14 protein-coding genes and 2 pseudogenes are annotated in these 17,393 nt (G+C 59.5%); 6 read left to right on the top strand and 10 right to left on the bottom strand.

Going from position 1 to position 17,393, the window contains the following annotated elements:
- Window positions 1-242: 242 nt before the first annotated feature.
- Window positions 243-494, top strand: a complete 252-nt coding sequence (locus tag N2600_RS10620) for a ribbon-helix-helix domain-containing protein (protein ID WP_162117165.1) — start codon at window positions 243-245, stop codon at window positions 492-494.
- Between the two features lie 2 nt (window positions 495-496).
- A complete protein-coding gene (locus N2600_RS10625) occupies window positions 497-847 on the top strand; it encodes a type II toxin-antitoxin system RelE/ParE family toxin (RefSeq protein WP_222383980.1) in 351 nt (116 codons plus the stop codon).
- A 184-nt stretch (window positions 848-1,031) separates the two neighbouring features.
- Here N2600_RS10625 and ilvB read toward each other — a convergent pair whose 3' ends face one another.
- Window positions 1,032-2,735, bottom strand: a complete 1,704-nt coding sequence (gene ilvB, locus N2600_RS10630) for a biosynthetic-type acetolactate synthase large subunit (RefSeq protein ID WP_260298710.1) — start codon at window positions 2,733-2,735, stop codon at window positions 1,032-1,034.
- Between the two features lie 425 nt (window positions 2,736-3,160).
- Window positions 3,161-4,250 (bottom strand): annotated as a pseudogene (locus N2600_RS10635) (LacI family DNA-binding transcriptional regulator).
- 348 nt (window positions 4,251-4,598) lie between these two features.
- Between N2600_RS10635 and N2600_RS10640 the strand changes: the two are divergent.
- The 3 genes from N2600_RS10640 (at window position 4,599) to N2600_RS10650 (ending at window position 8,250) form a co-directional block, all read left to right on the top strand.
- Window positions 4,599-5,561, top strand: a complete 963-nt coding sequence (locus N2600_RS10640) for a sugar-binding protein (protein ID WP_017964330.1) — start codon at window positions 4,599-4,601, stop codon at window positions 5,559-5,561.
- A gap of 79 nt (window positions 5,562-5,640) precedes the next feature.
- A complete protein-coding gene (locus N2600_RS10645) occupies window positions 5,641-7,182 on the top strand; it encodes a sugar ABC transporter ATP-binding protein (protein WP_260298711.1) in 1,542 nt (513 codons plus the stop codon).
- 42 nt (window positions 7,183-7,224) lie between these two features.
- Entirely contained in the window at window positions 7,225-8,250 is a 1,026-nt protein-coding gene (locus N2600_RS10650; RefSeq protein ID WP_260298712.1) for an ABC transporter permease, read from the top strand.
- A gap of 19 nt (window positions 8,251-8,269) precedes the next feature.
- On the opposite strand, the pseudogene N2600_RS10655 reads toward N2600_RS10650, so the two are convergent.
- The 8 genes and pseudogenes from N2600_RS10655 to N2600_RS10690 form a co-directional block, all read right to left on the bottom strand.
- Window positions 8,270-8,596: pseudogene (locus tag N2600_RS10655) on the bottom strand (helix-turn-helix domain-containing protein); the annotation flags it as partial.
- Between the two features lie 289 nt (window positions 8,597-8,885).
- Window positions 8,886-10,259, bottom strand: a complete 1,374-nt coding sequence (locus N2600_RS10660) for an ISNCY family transposase (RefSeq protein WP_260298713.1) — start codon at window positions 10,257-10,259, stop codon at window positions 8,886-8,888.
- A 372-nt stretch (window positions 10,260-10,631) separates the two neighbouring features.
- Window positions 10,632-12,782 carry a mechanosensitive ion channel family protein gene (locus N2600_RS10665; protein ID WP_260298714.1) on the bottom strand — a complete coding sequence of 717 codons (2,151 nt, stop codon included), beginning with the start codon at window positions 12,780-12,782 and terminating at the stop codon, window positions 10,632-10,634.
- Between the two features lie 334 nt (window positions 12,783-13,116).
- Window positions 13,117-13,806 carry a DUF599 domain-containing protein gene (locus tag N2600_RS10670; protein ID WP_260298715.1) on the bottom strand — a complete coding sequence of 230 codons (690 nt, stop codon included), beginning with the start codon at window positions 13,804-13,806 and terminating at the stop codon, window positions 13,117-13,119.
- A gap of 97 nt (window positions 13,807-13,903) precedes the next feature.
- Window positions 13,904-14,875, bottom strand: a complete 972-nt coding sequence (locus N2600_RS10675) for a 5-oxoprolinase subunit C family protein (RefSeq protein WP_260298716.1) — start codon at window positions 14,873-14,875, stop codon at window positions 13,904-13,906.
- Window positions 14,863-15,570, bottom strand: coding sequence for a 5-oxoprolinase subunit B family protein (locus tag N2600_RS10680; protein WP_260298717.1), 708 nt, complete (start codon window positions 15,568-15,570; stop codon window positions 14,863-14,865). The genes N2600_RS10675 and N2600_RS10680 overlap by 13 nt, the downstream gene beginning before the upstream one ends.
- 1 nt (window position 15,571) lies before the next feature.
- Window positions 15,572-15,682: a DUF1330 domain-containing protein gene (locus tag N2600_RS10685; protein WP_260058599.1), complete on the bottom strand. Its 111-nt coding sequence runs from the start codon at window positions 15,680-15,682 to the stop codon at window positions 15,572-15,574.
- Entirely contained in the window at window positions 15,682-16,461 is a 780-nt protein-coding gene (locus N2600_RS10690) for a LamB/YcsF family protein (RefSeq protein WP_260298718.1), read from the bottom strand. The genes N2600_RS10685 and N2600_RS10690 overlap by 1 nt, the downstream gene beginning before the upstream one ends.
- 363 nt (window positions 16,462-16,824) lie before the next feature.
- Between N2600_RS10690 and N2600_RS10695 the strand changes: the two genes are divergently transcribed.
- A complete protein-coding gene (locus N2600_RS10695) occupies window positions 16,825-17,346 on the top strand; it encodes a PAS domain-containing protein (RefSeq protein ID WP_260298719.1) in 522 nt (173 codons plus the stop codon).
- Window positions 17,347-17,393: the final 47 nt, after the last annotated feature.

Here is a 17,393-nt window from a genome sequence, read left to right on the forward strand (position 1 = left end):
ACGGCTATTTCAGCCGCAACCAGCGGGCCTCAAAACAGGAACAAGCATGAACCTGCTGCCCTGAGCCCGCAAGCGCTAAACAAGCGGCGGACCGACGATGATGATCTTGTTTAAATGATCCCTGAGAAAGCCATGCTGCCGAGCGGGTTCGAAAGGCCATATCGCGATCAAATTCTTTGTGATGAATATTGACAATATATGCTACGCTTCCCACGATAGAAGGAGAGCAAAAGGGTAAGCCGATGGCATCAGGCAGCATTCATGTGAAGGTCAGCGGCGCGCTGCAAGACCACATTCAACAGCAGATCGGTGACGACGGTCTCTATGAGAATGCGAGCGAGTACATTCGCGCCCTGATCCGACGCGATTTGCAAACGCGCGACGAGGCATGGGATGGCCTGCAAAAGGAACTTGCACCTGCGATGCGTGCCGACGACAGCGAGTTTGTCGCCGTTTCCGCTGAAGACGTTATCCGCCGCAACAAGCGCCGCTGAGCATGGCAGCTTATCGGTTTTATCCACGCGCTGACGCCGCGCAAGACAAGATTTGGCGCGACACTTTCGAGGCGTGGGGAGAAAAGCAGGCAGATGCGTACATTCTCGGGCTGCATGTTTATTTGCAGCGTTTATGCGAAGATCGGCTGATCTGGCGACAGCTTCCGCAACGTCTGGCGGTTCCCGCAGACATCAGGCGTCGGGCCTATTTCAGCCGCTATGAGCATCACTACCTATTCTTTCGTGAGCTTGAGAACGGTGATCTCGGCCTCATGAGCATTCTTCACGAACGGATGGATTTACCGGCGCGGCTTAAAGAGGACTTGGCCGCGCTTTCAAACAAAGAGTCATGACACAGTATCTTTGAATCGGAGGGGGGTCGGCGTGTCTGCGGGCTGGAGAAAATCGATCCCATCGAACGGTACAAAGACATGATCGAGACGCCAGTCTCGATCATGAGGTCCTTGGCCAGCATCGACGATGACTACGGTTCGCAGGATCGCACGGCTTGCTTTTGCCCTGTTCGATCACCGGCCCTTACTGCCGATCGGTGCCGGCGAACCTCGCAACCCGGCAGTGAAGGAGCGCCGGCCGGTCCGCGTCGACCATCTCCTCGATCCTGACGTCGAGTTCGGCCGGGTTCTCGCAACGAAGGCCGATGGCACCATAGGTTTCCGCAAGCTTGGCGAAATCGGGCAGCGAAGCCGAATAAGAGCACGATCGACCGTTGCCATCCGGCATGGGATCCCATTCTTGCGCCATGCCCGGATGCTCATCGCTCAAGACGAAAATCTTGATCGGCGCTTGATGCTGTATGGCCGTCGACAGCTCTTTCATCGTCGTTTGCACCGACGCGTCGCCGCCAATGTCGATGACAAGGCGCCCGGGATGTGCGAGCTGCGCCCCCAGAGCGGCAGGAAGACCGAAGCCCATCGTCCCCAATCCCCCCGAGGTAATCCAGCGATTGGGTTTGTCGAAACCGAAGAACTGCGCCACCCACATCTGCTGACCGATCTCCGTGGCGATGATCGGGTCGTGCGGCTTTGTCAGTGCATGCAGGCGCTCCAGGGCATGTTGCGGCATGATTGCATGGTCCAGCCGCTCGTAGGAAAACGAATGGTGGGCTCGCCAATGATCGATCTGCAACCACCACGCCCGCAACCGCTTCTGGTCGGGCATGGTGGAGAGCAACCGCCAGGCATGAATCATATCCGCCAGCACATGCGCCGCGTCGCCCTGAACGCCGATATCGACGGGAACGCGTTTGTTGATCGACGAGGCATCTATATCGATCTGGATCTTCTTCGAACGAGGCGAAAACTCATGGACGCGCGAGATCGCAAAATCGTCAAACCGCGCGCCGATGGCGACCATCAGATCGCAATCGCCAATTGCCATATTCGCTTCGTGCGATCCGTCTTGTCCGGCGACCCGTAGCCAGTTCGGCCCGGTAGCCGGATAGGCCCCAAGCCCCATGATGGTGGACGTTACCGGAAAGCCGGTGAGGTCGATAAACTCGCGCAACAATCTCGACGCCTCCGGTCCGGAGTTGATGATGCCGCCGCCCGTATAGATGATGGGTCGTCGGGCTTCGGCCATCAACACGACCGCCGAGCGGATCGCGTTTTGATCGCCTCGCATTGCGGGCTGGTAGCTCGGCGGGGGAGCTACCTTGTCAGGTGCGACGTAGGTTCCGCTGGCAAACAGCACGTCCTTCGGCATGTCGACGAGAACAGGGCCGGGCCGACCGGCCGCCGCGATCCGGAAAGCCAGGTGGATCGTTTTGGCCAGATCGTCGACGTGTTTGACCAGGAAATTGTGCTTCGTGCAGGGACGAGTGATGCCGACCGTATCGCATTCCTGAAAAGCATCCGTGCCGATCAGACTAGTCGGCACCTGGCCAGCGAGGCAGACGATCGGAATGGAGTCCATAAGGGCATTCTGCAGTGCGGTAACCGCATTTGTAACGCCCGGTCCCGATGTCACCAGCATGACGCCAACTCTACCGGTCGAGCGGGCATAGCCTTCGGCCGCGTGTCCGGCGCCTTGTTCATGGCGTACCAGGAAATGTTTGATGTCCTCCTGTTGGAAGATTTCGTCATAGATCGGCAGCACCGCTGCGCCGGGGTAACCGAAAATATGTTCGACACTATTGTCGCGCAGCGCTTGCAGAACGATCTCGCCGCCGTTCATGCGACGATCAGAAGGGTTAAGGGAAGAGTTGGCTTTCTCGCCGGTCATATCTGGGTTCCGTCGTGAGTGAGGTGATGGGTGCGACGGGGCATAAAAAAAGGCCCCGTCAGGGACCAGTTTTCGGCGCATGGGTGGCTATTGCCGGACGATCAGACCGTCCTGCCCATGCGCGATATCACCACTACGAGAACCATTGCGATTTTCATGGGCGCTAGAGCTAGCTCCAAATCTACACGTCGTCAACGTCGCCTCTGCGTAGATTGTATCTGTGGTTGAGCTTATTTGAGATCGGTGGTTCGGTCAGTGACGACGCAAGGGCAGGGCGATCCGTTCGCAAGCCTATTGACCAAAGGGCAAGCTCTGCCCGTTCTATCGCTCGGGAAGTGATTTCGACCACTTCCTCCAATGTGCGCCGGTCAGGGGTTCCGAGCGAGCTGGGCTCCACTCAGCGGATGAGTGGCCCGGCGCGAACGCTATGGCGACGTATATGCGCCATCGAGGATCTGTCGCGCCTCGGCCCGCGGCGCGGCGACGGAATGACGCTTGACGAGCGAGCATTCGAGCTTCGCAATGGGATAGCGCTTGCCGGGCGTATTTTCCGGGTTGAGATGTTCGATTGCCCATTGCCCCATGGCAAGATGTGGAAGGACCGAGGTCGTCAGAGGGGGTACGAGATGTCGCGCAATTTCTTCGTCGTCATAACCCACCACCGACATGTCCTGGGGAATGCGAAGCCCTGCATCCTTGAGCGCTTCGTAACACCCGATGGCAGTGCGGTCGTTCTGGCAGAAGATCGCGGTGGGCGGCTCTTTCAGAGCAAGCAGTTTCATCGTGGAGGCATAGCCGGCACCGGCCGACCAGTCGCCTTCAATAACCAATTCCGGATCGAAAGGTATATCGGCGGTCGCTAGCGCGCGGCGATATCCCGTCAGCCGGTCCTGCGCCGCCTGCATCCAGATTTCGCCGGTGATCGTCGCGATACGATGGTGTCCGTGCATGATCAGATGGCGGGTGGAGCTCTGCCCCCCCCGCGATCTCGCTCGGCACCACGGCGGGAAAGGCATGGTCCGCCGTATAACAGTTCAGCAGGACCGTCGGGATATTAAGCTTGCGGACATAGGAAGGAAGCTCCACCTGGCGGGTATAGATTGTCATATATATGAGCGCCGATATGCCTCCGCTCGTTAACGCCTCGATTGCTTTCGGCTCCATCACGGGATCACTGAGCGTTTGGGTTACCAGAAGGACATTGCCGGCGTTCCAGGAGGCTTGCCGCGCGCCTTCGATCGCAACGATCGCTTCCGGGCTGGTGGCCAGTTGATCCACGGCGAAACCGATGACGTTGTCCAGTCCCGAATAAGAGGCCTTCGTCGTATAGGTCTTCTCCATATAGCCGAGCGCGCGCGCCGCCTCCAATACGCGATCACGCGTCTGCTGTGAGATGCGGGTGCCGGGTGTGTCGTTGAGGACGAAGGAGACGGCCGCCTGCGAGCAGCCAGCCGCCGCCGCGATGTCCATCATCGTCACGCGCACAGGCTTATTTTCGGTCTTGGGCTTTCGCATTCGTGGAAACTGTCTCTGCTTGGGATAGCCGTTCAGGGTTGTTGATCGTCGTTTTTGCTAATTAATATTAGCATCTATCTGAAAGCGCTGGCAATTGCATGAATTGTTGCAACACTATCGATTGTTGGCAATGCCGGTACAAAATTGCCATCCCAGCCATTGCCCGATGAAATGTTTTGATCTGCATTGATAATACTATTTACTAATTAAATTTCTTGTATACCGTCAGGGAGCGATCGGAACCTATGCCACTCGTCGCTTTGCGACGGCCCTGGGAGGGGGCGCGCATCCGGCCGGCCGTAAATCGGAAACGGGCCCGTGCAACTGCGGCCCCTCGGGAGGTGTATTATGAAACAGCTGAAACGCAATGCAGCCTTGTTTTTCGCCGGGTTGATGCTGAGCGCGGCGCCGATTGCCGTATCGCATGCTGCCGACAAGCCGACACTCGCATTTGTCGTCAACGGTGCATCCGACTTCTGGAAAGCCGCAGAGGCGGGCGTGAAGAAGGCGCAGGGCGAGATGCCCGACTACCAGATGGAGCTGAAGTACCCTGAGCAGGCATCTGTCGCCGTTCAGCAACGGCTTATGGAAGACTTGGTCAGTGCCGGCGTCAAGGGGATCATGGTTTCCGCAGTCGATCCCAAGACCCAGACGGACGGCTTGAACAAGATCGGATCGCAGACTGCTCTCTTCACCACAGATAGCGACGCGCCGCAGACCAACCGCGTCGCCTATATCGGCTCATCGAATATCGACGCCGGCATGCAGGCCGCCGAAATCGCCAAGAAAGCGATGCCGGACGGCGGCAAATGCATCGGCTTCGTTGGCCTGCTCGGCGCCGACAATGCCAAGGAACGCATCCAGGGCATGAAGGACGGCCTGAAGGGCACGAAGATCGAGCTGACAGATGTACGCGGCGACGATATCGACCAGACCCGCGCAAAGAAGAACGTCGAGGACGCGCTGGTGGCCAGCCCCGACGTCACCTGCATGGTCGGTTTCTACTCCTACAATACGCCGCGCATCTATGAGGCATTGCGCGACGCCGGCAAACTCGGCCAGATCACCGTCGTCGGCTTTGATGACGATCCGATCACGCTCGGCGGCGTCAAGGAAGGCACGGTCGCAGCGACCGTCGTGCAACAGCCGTTCGAATGGGCCTATCAGGGCATGAAGCTGATGGCGGCCTACCTCAAGGGCGACAAGTCAGGCGTTCCTAGCAACGGCTTGATCATCATACCGACGGTAATCATCGGCAAGGATGACGTTGACAAATATGCCGCCAGCCTGAAGGCCATGGCTGGAAAATAACTCTCCGTCGCGGCGGCGGCACTCGCCGCTGCCGCGAGGGACGTCCCATGCCGACAGCATTAGCAGCTATGGACAGGCGATGAACCACAGCTCCGACTTCCCGTCACCGGACGCGCTTGCAACGCCGTTCCTTTCGCTTTCCGGCGTTGGCAAGACCTATCCGGGCGTCGTTGCGCTTGAGGGCCTGTCGATCGACATCATACCGGGCGAGGTCATCGGCCTCGTCGGCGAGAACGGAGCTGGAAAATCGACGTTGATGAAGATTCTCGGCGGCGTGATAGCACCCGACCGAGGCGCGATTCTGCTCGACGGAGCAGAGCTTCGTTTCCTCACTGTGGAATCGAGCATCGCATCCGGCATCGCCTTCGTTCACCAAGAACTCAATCTCTTTGAGAATCTCGACGTTGCTGCCAATATCTTCCTGGGCCGCGAGCCGCTGAAGGCCGGACCTTTCAAGCTCGTCGATCGCAATCGGCTGCGAGACATGGTGAAGCCGCTCTTGAAGCGGGTAGGGGCTCATTTTTCCGCCGACACACCCGTGGCATCGCTTTCCCTTGCCGAGCAGCAGATGGTGGAAATCGCCAAGGCGCTGTCCATCAACGCCAGGCTCGTCATCTTCGATGAACCCACGTCCAGCCTGCCGCTGGCCGAAACCGAGCGTCTCCTGAGCATTATCAAATCACTGAAAGCCGATGGCATCAGTGTGGTTTTCATTTCGCATCGCCTCCACGAGGTTGAGCGCGTCGCAGACCGGGTCGTAGTCCTGCGCGACGGCACGCTTGTGGGCACGCTTGCCAAGAAAGACATCGGTCACGACCAGATGGTCAAGCTGATGATCGGCCGGGTGCTTGCGGCCCGGACCGCAAAACCGCAGCGCTCGCCCGGCTCGGTTGCGCTGAAGGCTAGCGGCGTGCGCACCGAGGCCTATCCCGGCCGTCCCGTTGATCTGGAAATCCGGTATGGAGAAATCATGGGACTTGCAGGGCTCGTGGGGTCGGGCCGCACCGAGCTTGCAAGGGTACTCTTCGGCATTGACCGTAGCTACGGCGGAGCCATTCTGCAGGACGGGCGGCAAATTGCGATCAGGTCTGCCCGGGACGCCGTTGCTCGTGGCATTTTCCTGGTACCGGAGGATCGCAAGCGCAACGGCATTCTTCTTGATTTCCCGATCGCCCAGAACATAACCCTTGCCGATCTCCCCAAGCTCTCCAGCCGCTTCATGCTTTCTGCCGAGCGGGAGAGGGCGGCGGCCGAAAAACAACGCGTTCGCCTCGGTATCAAGGCGCCTTCCGTTTCGTCGCGAACCGGCACTCTGTCCGGCGGCAACCAGCAGAAGGTGGTGCTTGCCAGATGGTTGTCGATGAGCCCGAAGGTGATGATCTTCGACGAGCCGACACGCGGCATCGATATCGGCGCGAAGAATGAGATCTACGGCCTGATGCGAGCGCTTGCCGATGCCGGCGTCGCAGTCCTGATGATCTCCAGCGACATGGAAGAGGTGATCGGCGTTTCCGACCGCATCGCCGTCATGCACGAGGGCCAGATCGCCGGCATTTTGGAAGAGGACGAAATCAGCCAGGAAAGCGTCCTTTTGCTTGCCGTCGGCAAAAGGGTAAAATAGCGGCTGCGGCCAATAGAAATAAGTATCGGGGATGGATTTCGAATGATCAAAAAAGATCTAGGACTGCTGCTTTTGATCGTCGTCGTCGGCATCGTCGTCGCCATCATCAACCCGCGTTTCCTGCTGCCGATCAACCTGGCCAACACTGCCAACCTGATCGGCCTGTTCGGCATCCTGTCGATCGGCCAAGCCTTTGTCATCATCACCGGCGGTATCGAGCTTTCCGTGGGTTCGCTCGTCGCACTTCTCGGCGTGCTGTTCGTCGATTTCATCGCGGTCCAGGATATGTCATGGATGCTGGCGCTGCCGCTCATTCTCGCGCTCGGCGCCGTCATCGGTGCCGTCCACGGCTGGCTGATCACCCGGCTCAACCTGCAGCCCTTCGTCGTCACCCTCTGCGGCCTCCTGATCTATCGTGGGGCAGCGCGCTTCTATACGGCCGACGGAACGGCGGGCTTTGCTTTCGGCCAAAATTTCCCTGACCTCGAATTCCTGACCGCCGGACGGTTTTACGGCGTTCCCAACACCTTCACCGCACTCGTCATCATTGCCGTGGTCATGTGGGTCATGCTGCATCGCTCTGTCTTCGGGCGTTATCTTTACGCGATCGGGAAGAACGAGGAGGCGGCCCGCTATTCCGGTATCCGTACCGGCCGCATGGTGATGTCGGCCTATGTCATCTGCGGGCTGCTGACGGCGCTATCGGCAATTTATTTCGCCATGTACACGCGCTCGATCTCGCCGGCGAGCCATGGCCAGTTCTACGAACTCTACGCGATTGCCGCCGCCGTGCTCGGCGGCTTTTCGCTCCGCGGCGGCGAGGGATCGATCGTCGGCGTCGTGCTGGGAACGGTCCTGCTCCAGGAGTTGCAGAATCTCGTGAATCTCCTTGGTATACCCTCGTCGCTGAATTTCGCTGTCATGGGTGGCGTGATCCTCATCGGCGTCCTGATCGACCAACAATGGCACGCGATCCGCGCAAAGCGCCGCCTCGTCTTCGCCGCCCGACAGACCGAATCCCGTCTTTCGAACGAAGGCAGTTTGCCAGCGGTTGCCAATCAGGACTAGGTCAGTGGATGGGGCCATGCGTCTCGCGCGACACCGTCAGCCCATCGAGCTCGGCAAGCTTCACGGCCGCCAATGTCGGCCCGAAGTCTGCATAGCGTTCGCGAACCAGCGTCACCGCGTAATCTCGAACACCGTCACTGATCCGGTTGTTCGACGGCCGACCGATCGCCTTGTGCCGGATCGACGCCGCACCACCAGTGCGGATCCGCTCCAACAGCCGTCGCACCTGGCGCTCGCTCAGATCAAGCACATGCGCCGCCGACACCATCATCATATGGCCGGCGATCACTTTCGATAGAATCTCGATCCGCTGCAGGTCGCGCTCGCTCATCGCTATCAGTCCCATCCGCAATCTCCACCGTCATCAAAAAACCCGGGGAGAGTGACATTCCAACTTTGCAGAAACAGGACACTTCAACTTTGCGGCTACACATACTGTGGCGGCAGGATTGAAATGTCCGCCGTTGCGCAAAGTTAAAATGTCACTTTGGGCGCGGTGTCAGCCATTTAGAAATGCGACAGCCGAGCGCCGCCGACCAGCCCCCGACCGGACCGGCTGGACCGGGTTGCAAGGGAAGGGAGGGGGCGGGTGAGATGCTCCCTTGGGCTTTAGCTTTGACAATTGGAGCAGCCAGTCATTCCGCCGCATCGAGGTCAGAGAGCGCTTGTCGCCGTCGGGCAATGACGGCGGGATCGTTCATGAAATCCTTCCGGCGTCCGGGCCCACGAGCACGCGGCACATAGCCGTTCTTCTCGCTGTTGGTCTTCACCTTCGGCGTTGGCAACTGATCCTGCCGCTCCTTGATGTAGGCCAGCACATCGCCGAGCCGCTTGTTCTCGGTGATCGCCGCATGCGTCACCCGCTGGTCCTTGTCGAACGTCCTGTAGGGCAGGGAATGCCCCTTCCACCGGACATCCAAGCGACCATCCGCATAGGCATAGGTCTCGACATAGCGACCAGCCAAACCACGCGTCACCTCGGTCTCCTCCAGCATGATCCGCTTGCGTTCAAACGAAAACGTCAACTGCGCCCCGACATAACGCTGCTCACGCTTGCACAGAATGTCCTTCAGCCGGTCCGACGCAAGATTCATCGGCCGATGCAGATTATCGGGCCGGGTAGGGACAATCGCAAATCGCGCATTGTAGCGCTCGATGAAACCGGACAGGAAAGCGTTGCCGTCGTCCATGCCGGAAATCCCCGCCAGCCGCAGTTCTTTGACCAGCCGATCCTGCAGCGTCCGGTTCATCCGCTCGACGCGACCTTTCGCCTGGCTCGAATTTGCGCAAAGAATCTCGATGTTTAGCTCACAAAGCGCCCGCCCGAACTGGGTCATGCCCTGGCCGCCCTTGGCATCCTTCTTCGCCACCCGGAACACCGAATGCTTGTCGGAATAGAAGGCGATTGGGGCGCCGTGATGCTTCAGATAAAACGCCAGCGCCTCAAAGTAGCTGAAGGCGCTTTCCGAGCGCACAAAGCGCAACTGCATCAGCTTGCCCGTCGCATCGTCGACGAACACCAGCAGCGAGCATGGGTCGCCGCGATCCTCGAACCAGCGATGTTCGGACCCGTCGATCTGCACGAGTTCGCCATAAGCCTCGCGGCGCAGCCGCGGCTGATGAAACGTCCGGCGCTGCTTGCGCGACAGCCAAAGCCCAGCCTCCGTCATCCATTGCCGCAGCGTCTCACGCGACACCGTCAGCCCATCGAGCTCGGCAAGCTTCTCGGCGGCCAGCGTCGGACCGAAGTCGGCATAGCATTCGCGAACCAACGTCACGGCGTAATCGCGAACCCCGTCACTGATCCGATTGTTCGACGGCCGGCCGATCGCTTTGTGCCGGATCGACGCCGCACCACCCGTGTTGATCCGCTCCAGCAGACGACGCACCTGGCGCGTACTCAGATCAAGCACATGTGACGCCGACACCATCGTCATCCGGCCGGCGATCACTTTCGATAGAATCTCGATCCGCTGCAGATCACGCTCGCTCATCGTAATCAGTCCCATCCGCAATCTCCCAGGTCATCAAACCCGGGGAGAGTGACATTCCAACTTTGCAGAAACAGGACGCTTCAACTTTGCGGCTACACATACATATCGCATAAGACAGATTATGGAACTATAGAATGCCTTTTGATTACAATGGCATACCTTCATCATCCATCTCATAGACCCATTCTTTTCAAATCGGCCGGCTCGAATTTGCATCTTGGCGATCCAGCACATCGACGATGTTCATCCGCGGACGTGCACTCATAGAACAGCTGATCCCACCCAACAGACTCTTTCGAAACCCGTGTCTCGGACGACCCCCACTTGGCGACAACTTCCGGGTCAGACTGTTGAGCATTGACGGGATTCGATGGAAGCTCGCCGTTGCTATTCCTCAAGTGTCGGAATGACTTTCGATGGTCTTTGCAGCTCCGAGGCTGCAGCGGTTGCCGCTGCATCGCCGGGACCGCCGGAAACATGGACGGTCGGCGTTGCAAACTGGATGCCTTTTTCTGCGAATGTCTTCTTGAGCATGGCGAGCGCCTTTCGGCGAACGCCGAACTGTTCGCCGGGTTTCGTCATGAACTTCAGCCGTATCTGCACACCATAATCCGCCATCTGCTCGATCCCCTGCATTTTCAAGGGCTCGATGATGTTGGGCCCGAGTTCGGTATCCTCGAGAAGCTCAACGCCGATGCGTTTGATGGTCTTGCGGACCTCCTCAAGGTCGCTGTCATAATTCAGGGTGAGCGTGATGATGTCGATGACCCAGTCACGGCTGAGGTTTTGTACCGCTCCGAGTTCGCCGAAGGGAACGATGGTGACCGGACCGCGGTGATGGCGCAAGCGGATCGATCGCAGCGAGAAACCTTCGACCGTGCCTTTATATTTCGCCGCCTGGATGTATTCGCCGATGCGAAAGGCATCGTCGAACAGATAAAAGACGCCAGAGATGATGTCCTTGACGAGTGTTTGCGCGCCGAAGCCGACGGCTATGCCAACGACGCCAGCGCCGGCCAGCAGTGGTCCGATCTGGATGCCAACGGCATCCAGGATCATCAGGAAGCCGACAGCACCGATCGCCAGGAACAGCACATTGCGAAGAATGGGAAGGAGGGTATTCAACCGCTGACGCCGGCGCGCATCGGCTCCCTCGTGATGTCCCCCCTGCTCGCTTCGCGACGCCATCGCCATCTGGCTGTCGATCAGCGTGCTTGCGAGCTTCCAGATAACGTCGGTCACCAGCAGCACGATAACGATGCGGATTCCGGCTCGGATCAAACGCGTGGTCACCGTTTCGGCTGCGGCGAGATCACTGAGATTGACATTCCACGCGCGGGCAATGAGCAGCGCGGCGATCACAATGAGGCCGTTCCGCAACGTTTGCATGATGACAGCAGACCATCCGACGATAGCCGGATCTTCCACCGCCTGCTGGTCGCCGGATTGTATGATGCGACGAATGATATCATGAGCCACCGAAACGGTAGGCGGCAGAAGCGTGATGACAACCACTGTCCAGAATGCACCGCGGAGCCCGGATACCCATAACAGCCACGATAGCAGGATGCTCGCGCTGAAGCCGACACAGACCAGCCGGCTGACGGGCGGCCCGTCAGAACGAAAGTGCCGCAGCCAGATCATAACGATCAAAGCGATTGATACGACACCAAGCCAGGCTGCGGTAAAGAGATCGGCCAAGATCGGTGAAGCTCCGATCGTCCCGATCACTTCAATGGTGGCCCAGCCAGCCGCCAGCACTGCGACGATTCCGAGGAGCCAGTAGTACCAGAACCAGGCAAGAGACGTGACAAGCGTCAGAAGCCGCATATGCGGCAGGCGGGCGCCTGGCGCGATGACAATGCGGCCCACAAGCACGCCAAGGCGCACCATGAGCGCGGCTGATAGCAGAATGAGCGCGATATCGCGAAACACGGCAGGCCATGGAAAGAGGATAAACGCGCCGAGGCTTCCGATCAGGTAACCGAGCAAGGCGAGAAGACCCATTGAAAGCCGGGCGGCGTGGAGCTTGATCCGCTGCCGAACGGTGCCGGCAGGTGCGTTCAGCACAAAATGGAGCAGCCCTCGCCCTGACCACCAGGCAAGGCGCTGGGCTACGAACCCGCCCGCGACGAAGAGTATGACCGCCAAGATCAGGCCGACAGGTTCGATCCGATCATCCGTCTGGAAGACCCGGATCGCCGACTGTATCTGCCCGGGAAGGGTCGGAACGGCATCGACGAGTGTGATCAACCTCTGGCGCAAATCCTGTAACGATGTTGCAATCGACGTCGGTGCCGCCTCTTGCGAGACTGCTACCGGCTGCGCCGGTCGCTGATTGCCCGGAACGATCCGATTGACCAGCGCTCGTCCGGAATCATCATTCGGCAATTCGATAATAACCCGGATCGGCGCCGAGGAATTGGTCGGCTCAGCCGCCGAGGCGGGGTTTGCGCTCGCGAGCAGAAGCGTTGAAAGTACCAGCGTCAGGAATGCGCACACTCTGCGGAGGGGATGACGGTCGTCGATGATGCGCATGTGGCCGTGGTCCCCGCGACGGTGTCGTCGCTTTTGCTGGTTGGTCGAAACTTCGGACTTTGTGAAGCGTTGCACGACCAACGTCAATCGACGAACCGGTCTCGGGGACGCAGACCGCGAACCAAAGGCAAGAGCATGATGCCGAAAAGTGTGAGCGGTTTTCGGACGACATCATGCTCTAACTATGTAGAACAGGATTCGGATTTTAGGCCGGCCCGGCCTAAAACCATCCTGTTCTAGACGGCGTCAAGACCGCAAGCCTCTGAAGGCCTCCCGGATATCCTGACAGAAGAGTTCTGGCTCCTCCCAGGCAGCGAAGTGACCGCCCTATGCTCTAATCAAGCAGCTTCCGTATGGCCATGATCCCTTTTGCAGCATCCGACCAGGATTGACGCCAGATCAACACGCCGACGCTGAGGATGGTCGCAACAGCGAAAGGGATTGGCCCGAGAAACCAGAAAGCGGCCGCGAAGGTGAAGTAATAAGACCGGACGCCGACGCTGAACGATCGAAGTGCAGGGTTCAAAACCAGGGTCAGGGCGTTCGTCCAGCCGGCAATGTCCCTCTCCTCATCGCGGGATGGGCTCGCCCCGATCGCCGCCAGGCAGTAGTTGATCTGCCGGACCGCCCAGATGAAATCGGATAGTCCCCGCAGCAGCGTCGCCATGATCAGGAGGACCTTGCACTGGAAAAACCACGCGGGGTCCTGAGCCGCAAACATCGTGATCAGGCCACCCGATCCATAGTTCGGCTCCATGAACAGCGCGCCGCTCAGCCCGACGATGACGATGAGATTGGCGGAGCCGAAGAAGGACGCCGAATTGATCGTGTGCCCAAGGATCGCGGCATCGCCGATGAAGTTGTTGTCTCGCGTCAGCACCTCCCGCATCCAGGCGGCGCGAATGCGCACCATATCAACGGAAAGGCTGTCGTTCTTCCTCGGCCACCCCGCTGCCATCAAAGGCTCGACGGCCACCCAGACGAGAAGGAAGAAGACGATCGCCGCGATGTTCAGAAAATCCATGGTGCCCCCGAACTCAAACTGGATTTTCCTGAACAGTACTTCGAGCTGACGGCAGCTCCAAGCGTCTATCGCCGCCCTGCACTTCAGATCGACAGGCCTATATTCGGTCGTCCCATGGTCCGTCGTGGACTGCCGCGAGGTAACGGGACATCGTCGAAGCCCGAAGCCGAATGTGCTCGATCGCCTGCTGCGGCGTCACAGCCAGGAAACCGACATGGTCGCGTGGGCGCAGCTGAACGAAGGCGTCCAGATCGCAATCCACCACCGTAGCGATCTTGGGATATCCTCCGGTCGTCTGGTGGTCGGCCAGCAGAACGGTGGGAACACCGTCTCCGGCGACCTGTACCGAGCCCCGCACGATCGCTTCCGATGGCATGTCCAGCGCCGCACTTGGCGCAAGCGACGGACCTTGGAGGCGTACGCCCATGCGGTCATAGGCGTCGCTCAGGCGGAAAGGCGACGAAAGGAAATTCGACAAGGTTTCTTTGGAGAAGAACCGATCCTGCGGACCGACCACCACATGCAGCTCGGATCGCGGTCTTGCGATGACCGGACATGTGATCGGACCATGTCGATCATCCCGCACGTCCGGATCGGCTATAGTGAGCGTCTGTCCGGCTGCAAGGCGCCCGCCGCCGAGCCCGGACAGGCTGTGAGTCGACATGCTGCCCAGCCAGGTCTTCGCCTCGATATGACCGGCGAAGGCCAGATACGTCCAGCTTCCCCAGTATCCCGGACGGATCGCCAGCCGCTCCCCTGCCCTCAAGGTGGCGACCATCCATGCGCCGCGCTTGTCGCCGGCATGCTCGACGATGAAGCCTCCTCCGGCGACGGCGAATGTAACCTCCCCCGACAGGCAGTCGAGAACCAGGCCGCCCATGGAGACTTCGATTGCCGGCTGACCGGCAGGATTGCCGACGGCGGCGTTGGCGGCGGCAAACGAGGTCCTGTCCATCGGACCGGAGGCCGGGACGCCATAGCGCATCAATCCGTGACGTCCTTCGTCCTGGACAGCGACGTGAGGACCCGCGAAGTTGATTGCAAGGACAGCTTCGCTCATGCGGGGCACCTCGCGTCGAATTCGGCCCTCGATATGCGGCGGAAACGCACCGCGTCGCCGACGTCGAAAAGGAACGGACGGTCGTCGGAAGCGGCGTCGAGAATCTTCGTCGGAGAGCGGCCGATGATCCACCAGCCGGTCGGCATGGTGAGCGTGCTCACCAGGCATTGCGGACCGGCGATCAGCACGCTTCCGGCGGCGATGCCGCGAATAGGCGCAGGCTTCCTCGGCTGCTGAATGGCTTTGGGCACGCCTGCGAGGTAGGCGTATCCTGGAGCGAAGCCGTACATGAAGACGCTGTAGTCGCCAGAGAGATGGGCGGATATGACGTCTTCCAGCGATAATCCGCTCGCCTCGGCGACGGCGGCAAGATCGGGCGCAAGATCAGGATCGTAGCAGACTTCGATTTCGCGCATCGCTCCGATCGTCTCTGGAACCTCAGCCGCCAGAAGCTCGGCAATGGCCGCTTCCGTCGTCCGGTGATCGGCCACGAGCGGATCGAAGCATACGAGAATGCTGGCATAGGCCGGAACGGCTTCGACGAATCCTTCAAAGGGTGCCGCCTTCAAGGCGGCATCCAGCTTGACGACCTGATCGTGGATCCGCTTATCGATGGTCGCGCCGAATTCGACGAGCACCGCGTGGCCGCCCACAGGACGATAGTTCGGAACGCTGGAGGGGGATGCGGACGGCTCCTGTGACAAATCAGCCGGCGCCTTCGATCAGAATGAAATCCGCATCCGCTGCCTGCGTGCAGGTCCCATAGGCGTCCGGATCGGTGACGGTAACCTCGGCAATAAGATAGCCTTTTGCCATCACCTGTTTTCCTTTGTCGGTTGGAGGAATGGTGCCACCTCGATGCCAGCCTTTTGCAATTCCCTGCGCACGTGGACGGCCATGGCGAGCGCTCCTGGGCTGTCCCCGTGAATGCAGATCGAGTGCGCATCGAGAGTGATCGGAACGCCGTCGACCGTCGGCATGAGGCCGCTGGACAGGTACTCGATCAATCTCGAAGCTGCCTCCGCGGGATCATGGATCATCGCTCCCGGCAAGTTGCGCGGGACGAGCCGACCGGTGGAGAGGTAGCCGCGGTCGGCAAAAATCTCGCTGAACACGGTCATTCCTGCATCGCGGGCCGCATGCTCAAGCTCTGTCCCGGAGATCGCCAGTATAGCAAGTTCCGGCGAAATCGCTCGGGTTGCGCGGATGATGGCGTCGGCGACCGGCCGTTCGTCCGCCGCCCAATTGGCGAGTGCCCCGTGCGCCTTGATGTAACGGACTCGGGCGCCTGCCAGAGCCGCAGCTCCCATCAGCGCCCCTATCTGCGTCGCCACAAGCTGCTCCACTTCCCGGATGCTCAAGGGGATGAGGCGTCGTCCGAAACCTTCGCGATCTGCAAAGCCCGGATGAGCACCGGCGACGACACCCCGCTCGCTTGCAAGGGTAAGCGTCTCCACCATGGTTGCCGGATCTCCTGCGTGCCCGCCACAGGCGATGTTCGCACTGGTGACGACGTCAAGGATCGCCTTGTCGTCGCCCATGCGCCAGGGTCCAAATCCTTCCCCCAGATCAGAATTGAGATCGATTTTTTTCATGATTTCCGTCAACCCTTCGCGCCGGTCTTGTCAGCTTCGTCGCATTCTGGAGCGTCGAAGCCGAGGTGGAGCACACCTTCGCCCTGCGCGTCAAGAAAACGACGGCTGCTGGCTGCGCGTGGCGAGCTTATGTGGCGGTCTCGGGCCGCCTTTCGCGTGGGGCTTCGGTGGCAAGCTTACCATTGATCCGGCACAGATCGAACCCATCAAGCGTGGGTTCCTTCCAAGCGAGGAATCCTTAAATCGATTCCGATTTGAAGAATTATGCAGTAAGATCGGCGGCGAAATGGTCGAGCACGTCGTATTCTCTCAAGAGCCGATTTGATCGACGAGCAGCAGTGGCGCGCAGAATGTGGATGCGGAATGAACCTTGTCGACAGCATCGGCACGTCCGAATTTTCCGTTGCCGAAGAGCCTGGCATATTCACCTGGGAATTGGCGACCGACAAGGTTTATGCGGATTCGGCGCTGGCAAACCTCTTTGGGCTCGATCCGGAACAGACCCTCACTGGGCTGCCGGTCATACGATACCTCGACCGGATTCACCCGGACGACAAGCCATCTGTGGCCAAGGCGATTTCAGAATCGGTGATCACAGGAAATCCGTATCGCTGTGATTATCGTGTATTTGATCGAAGCGGGCAAATAGTAGCCGTGGCTGCCTTCGGCCGCTGCTTCAGGGATGAAGCCGGAAACCCGTCGCAATATGCGGGCATCGTATTTCCGACGAATGATCACGGGGAGCAGGACGAATTATCTGCTCACTGCAGGGCGGCACTGAAAATTGCGCGGTCATCCGGCCTGCAGGCGACAGCCGATGCGCTAAAAGCGATTCTCAAAGAGCTTGCCAAGCCGATGCCTTCGGACACCGTGCAGGTTCATTGATTCCTTCGGCGCACTGGTAGCTTTTAAAGCATGTCACGCTGAAGGGC

This window comes from Rhizobium sp. WSM1274 (assembly GCF_025200775.1).
In the GTDB taxonomy this organism is placed as follows: domain Bacteria; phylum Pseudomonadota; class Alphaproteobacteria; order Rhizobiales; family Rhizobiaceae; genus Rhizobium; species Rhizobium leguminosarum_I.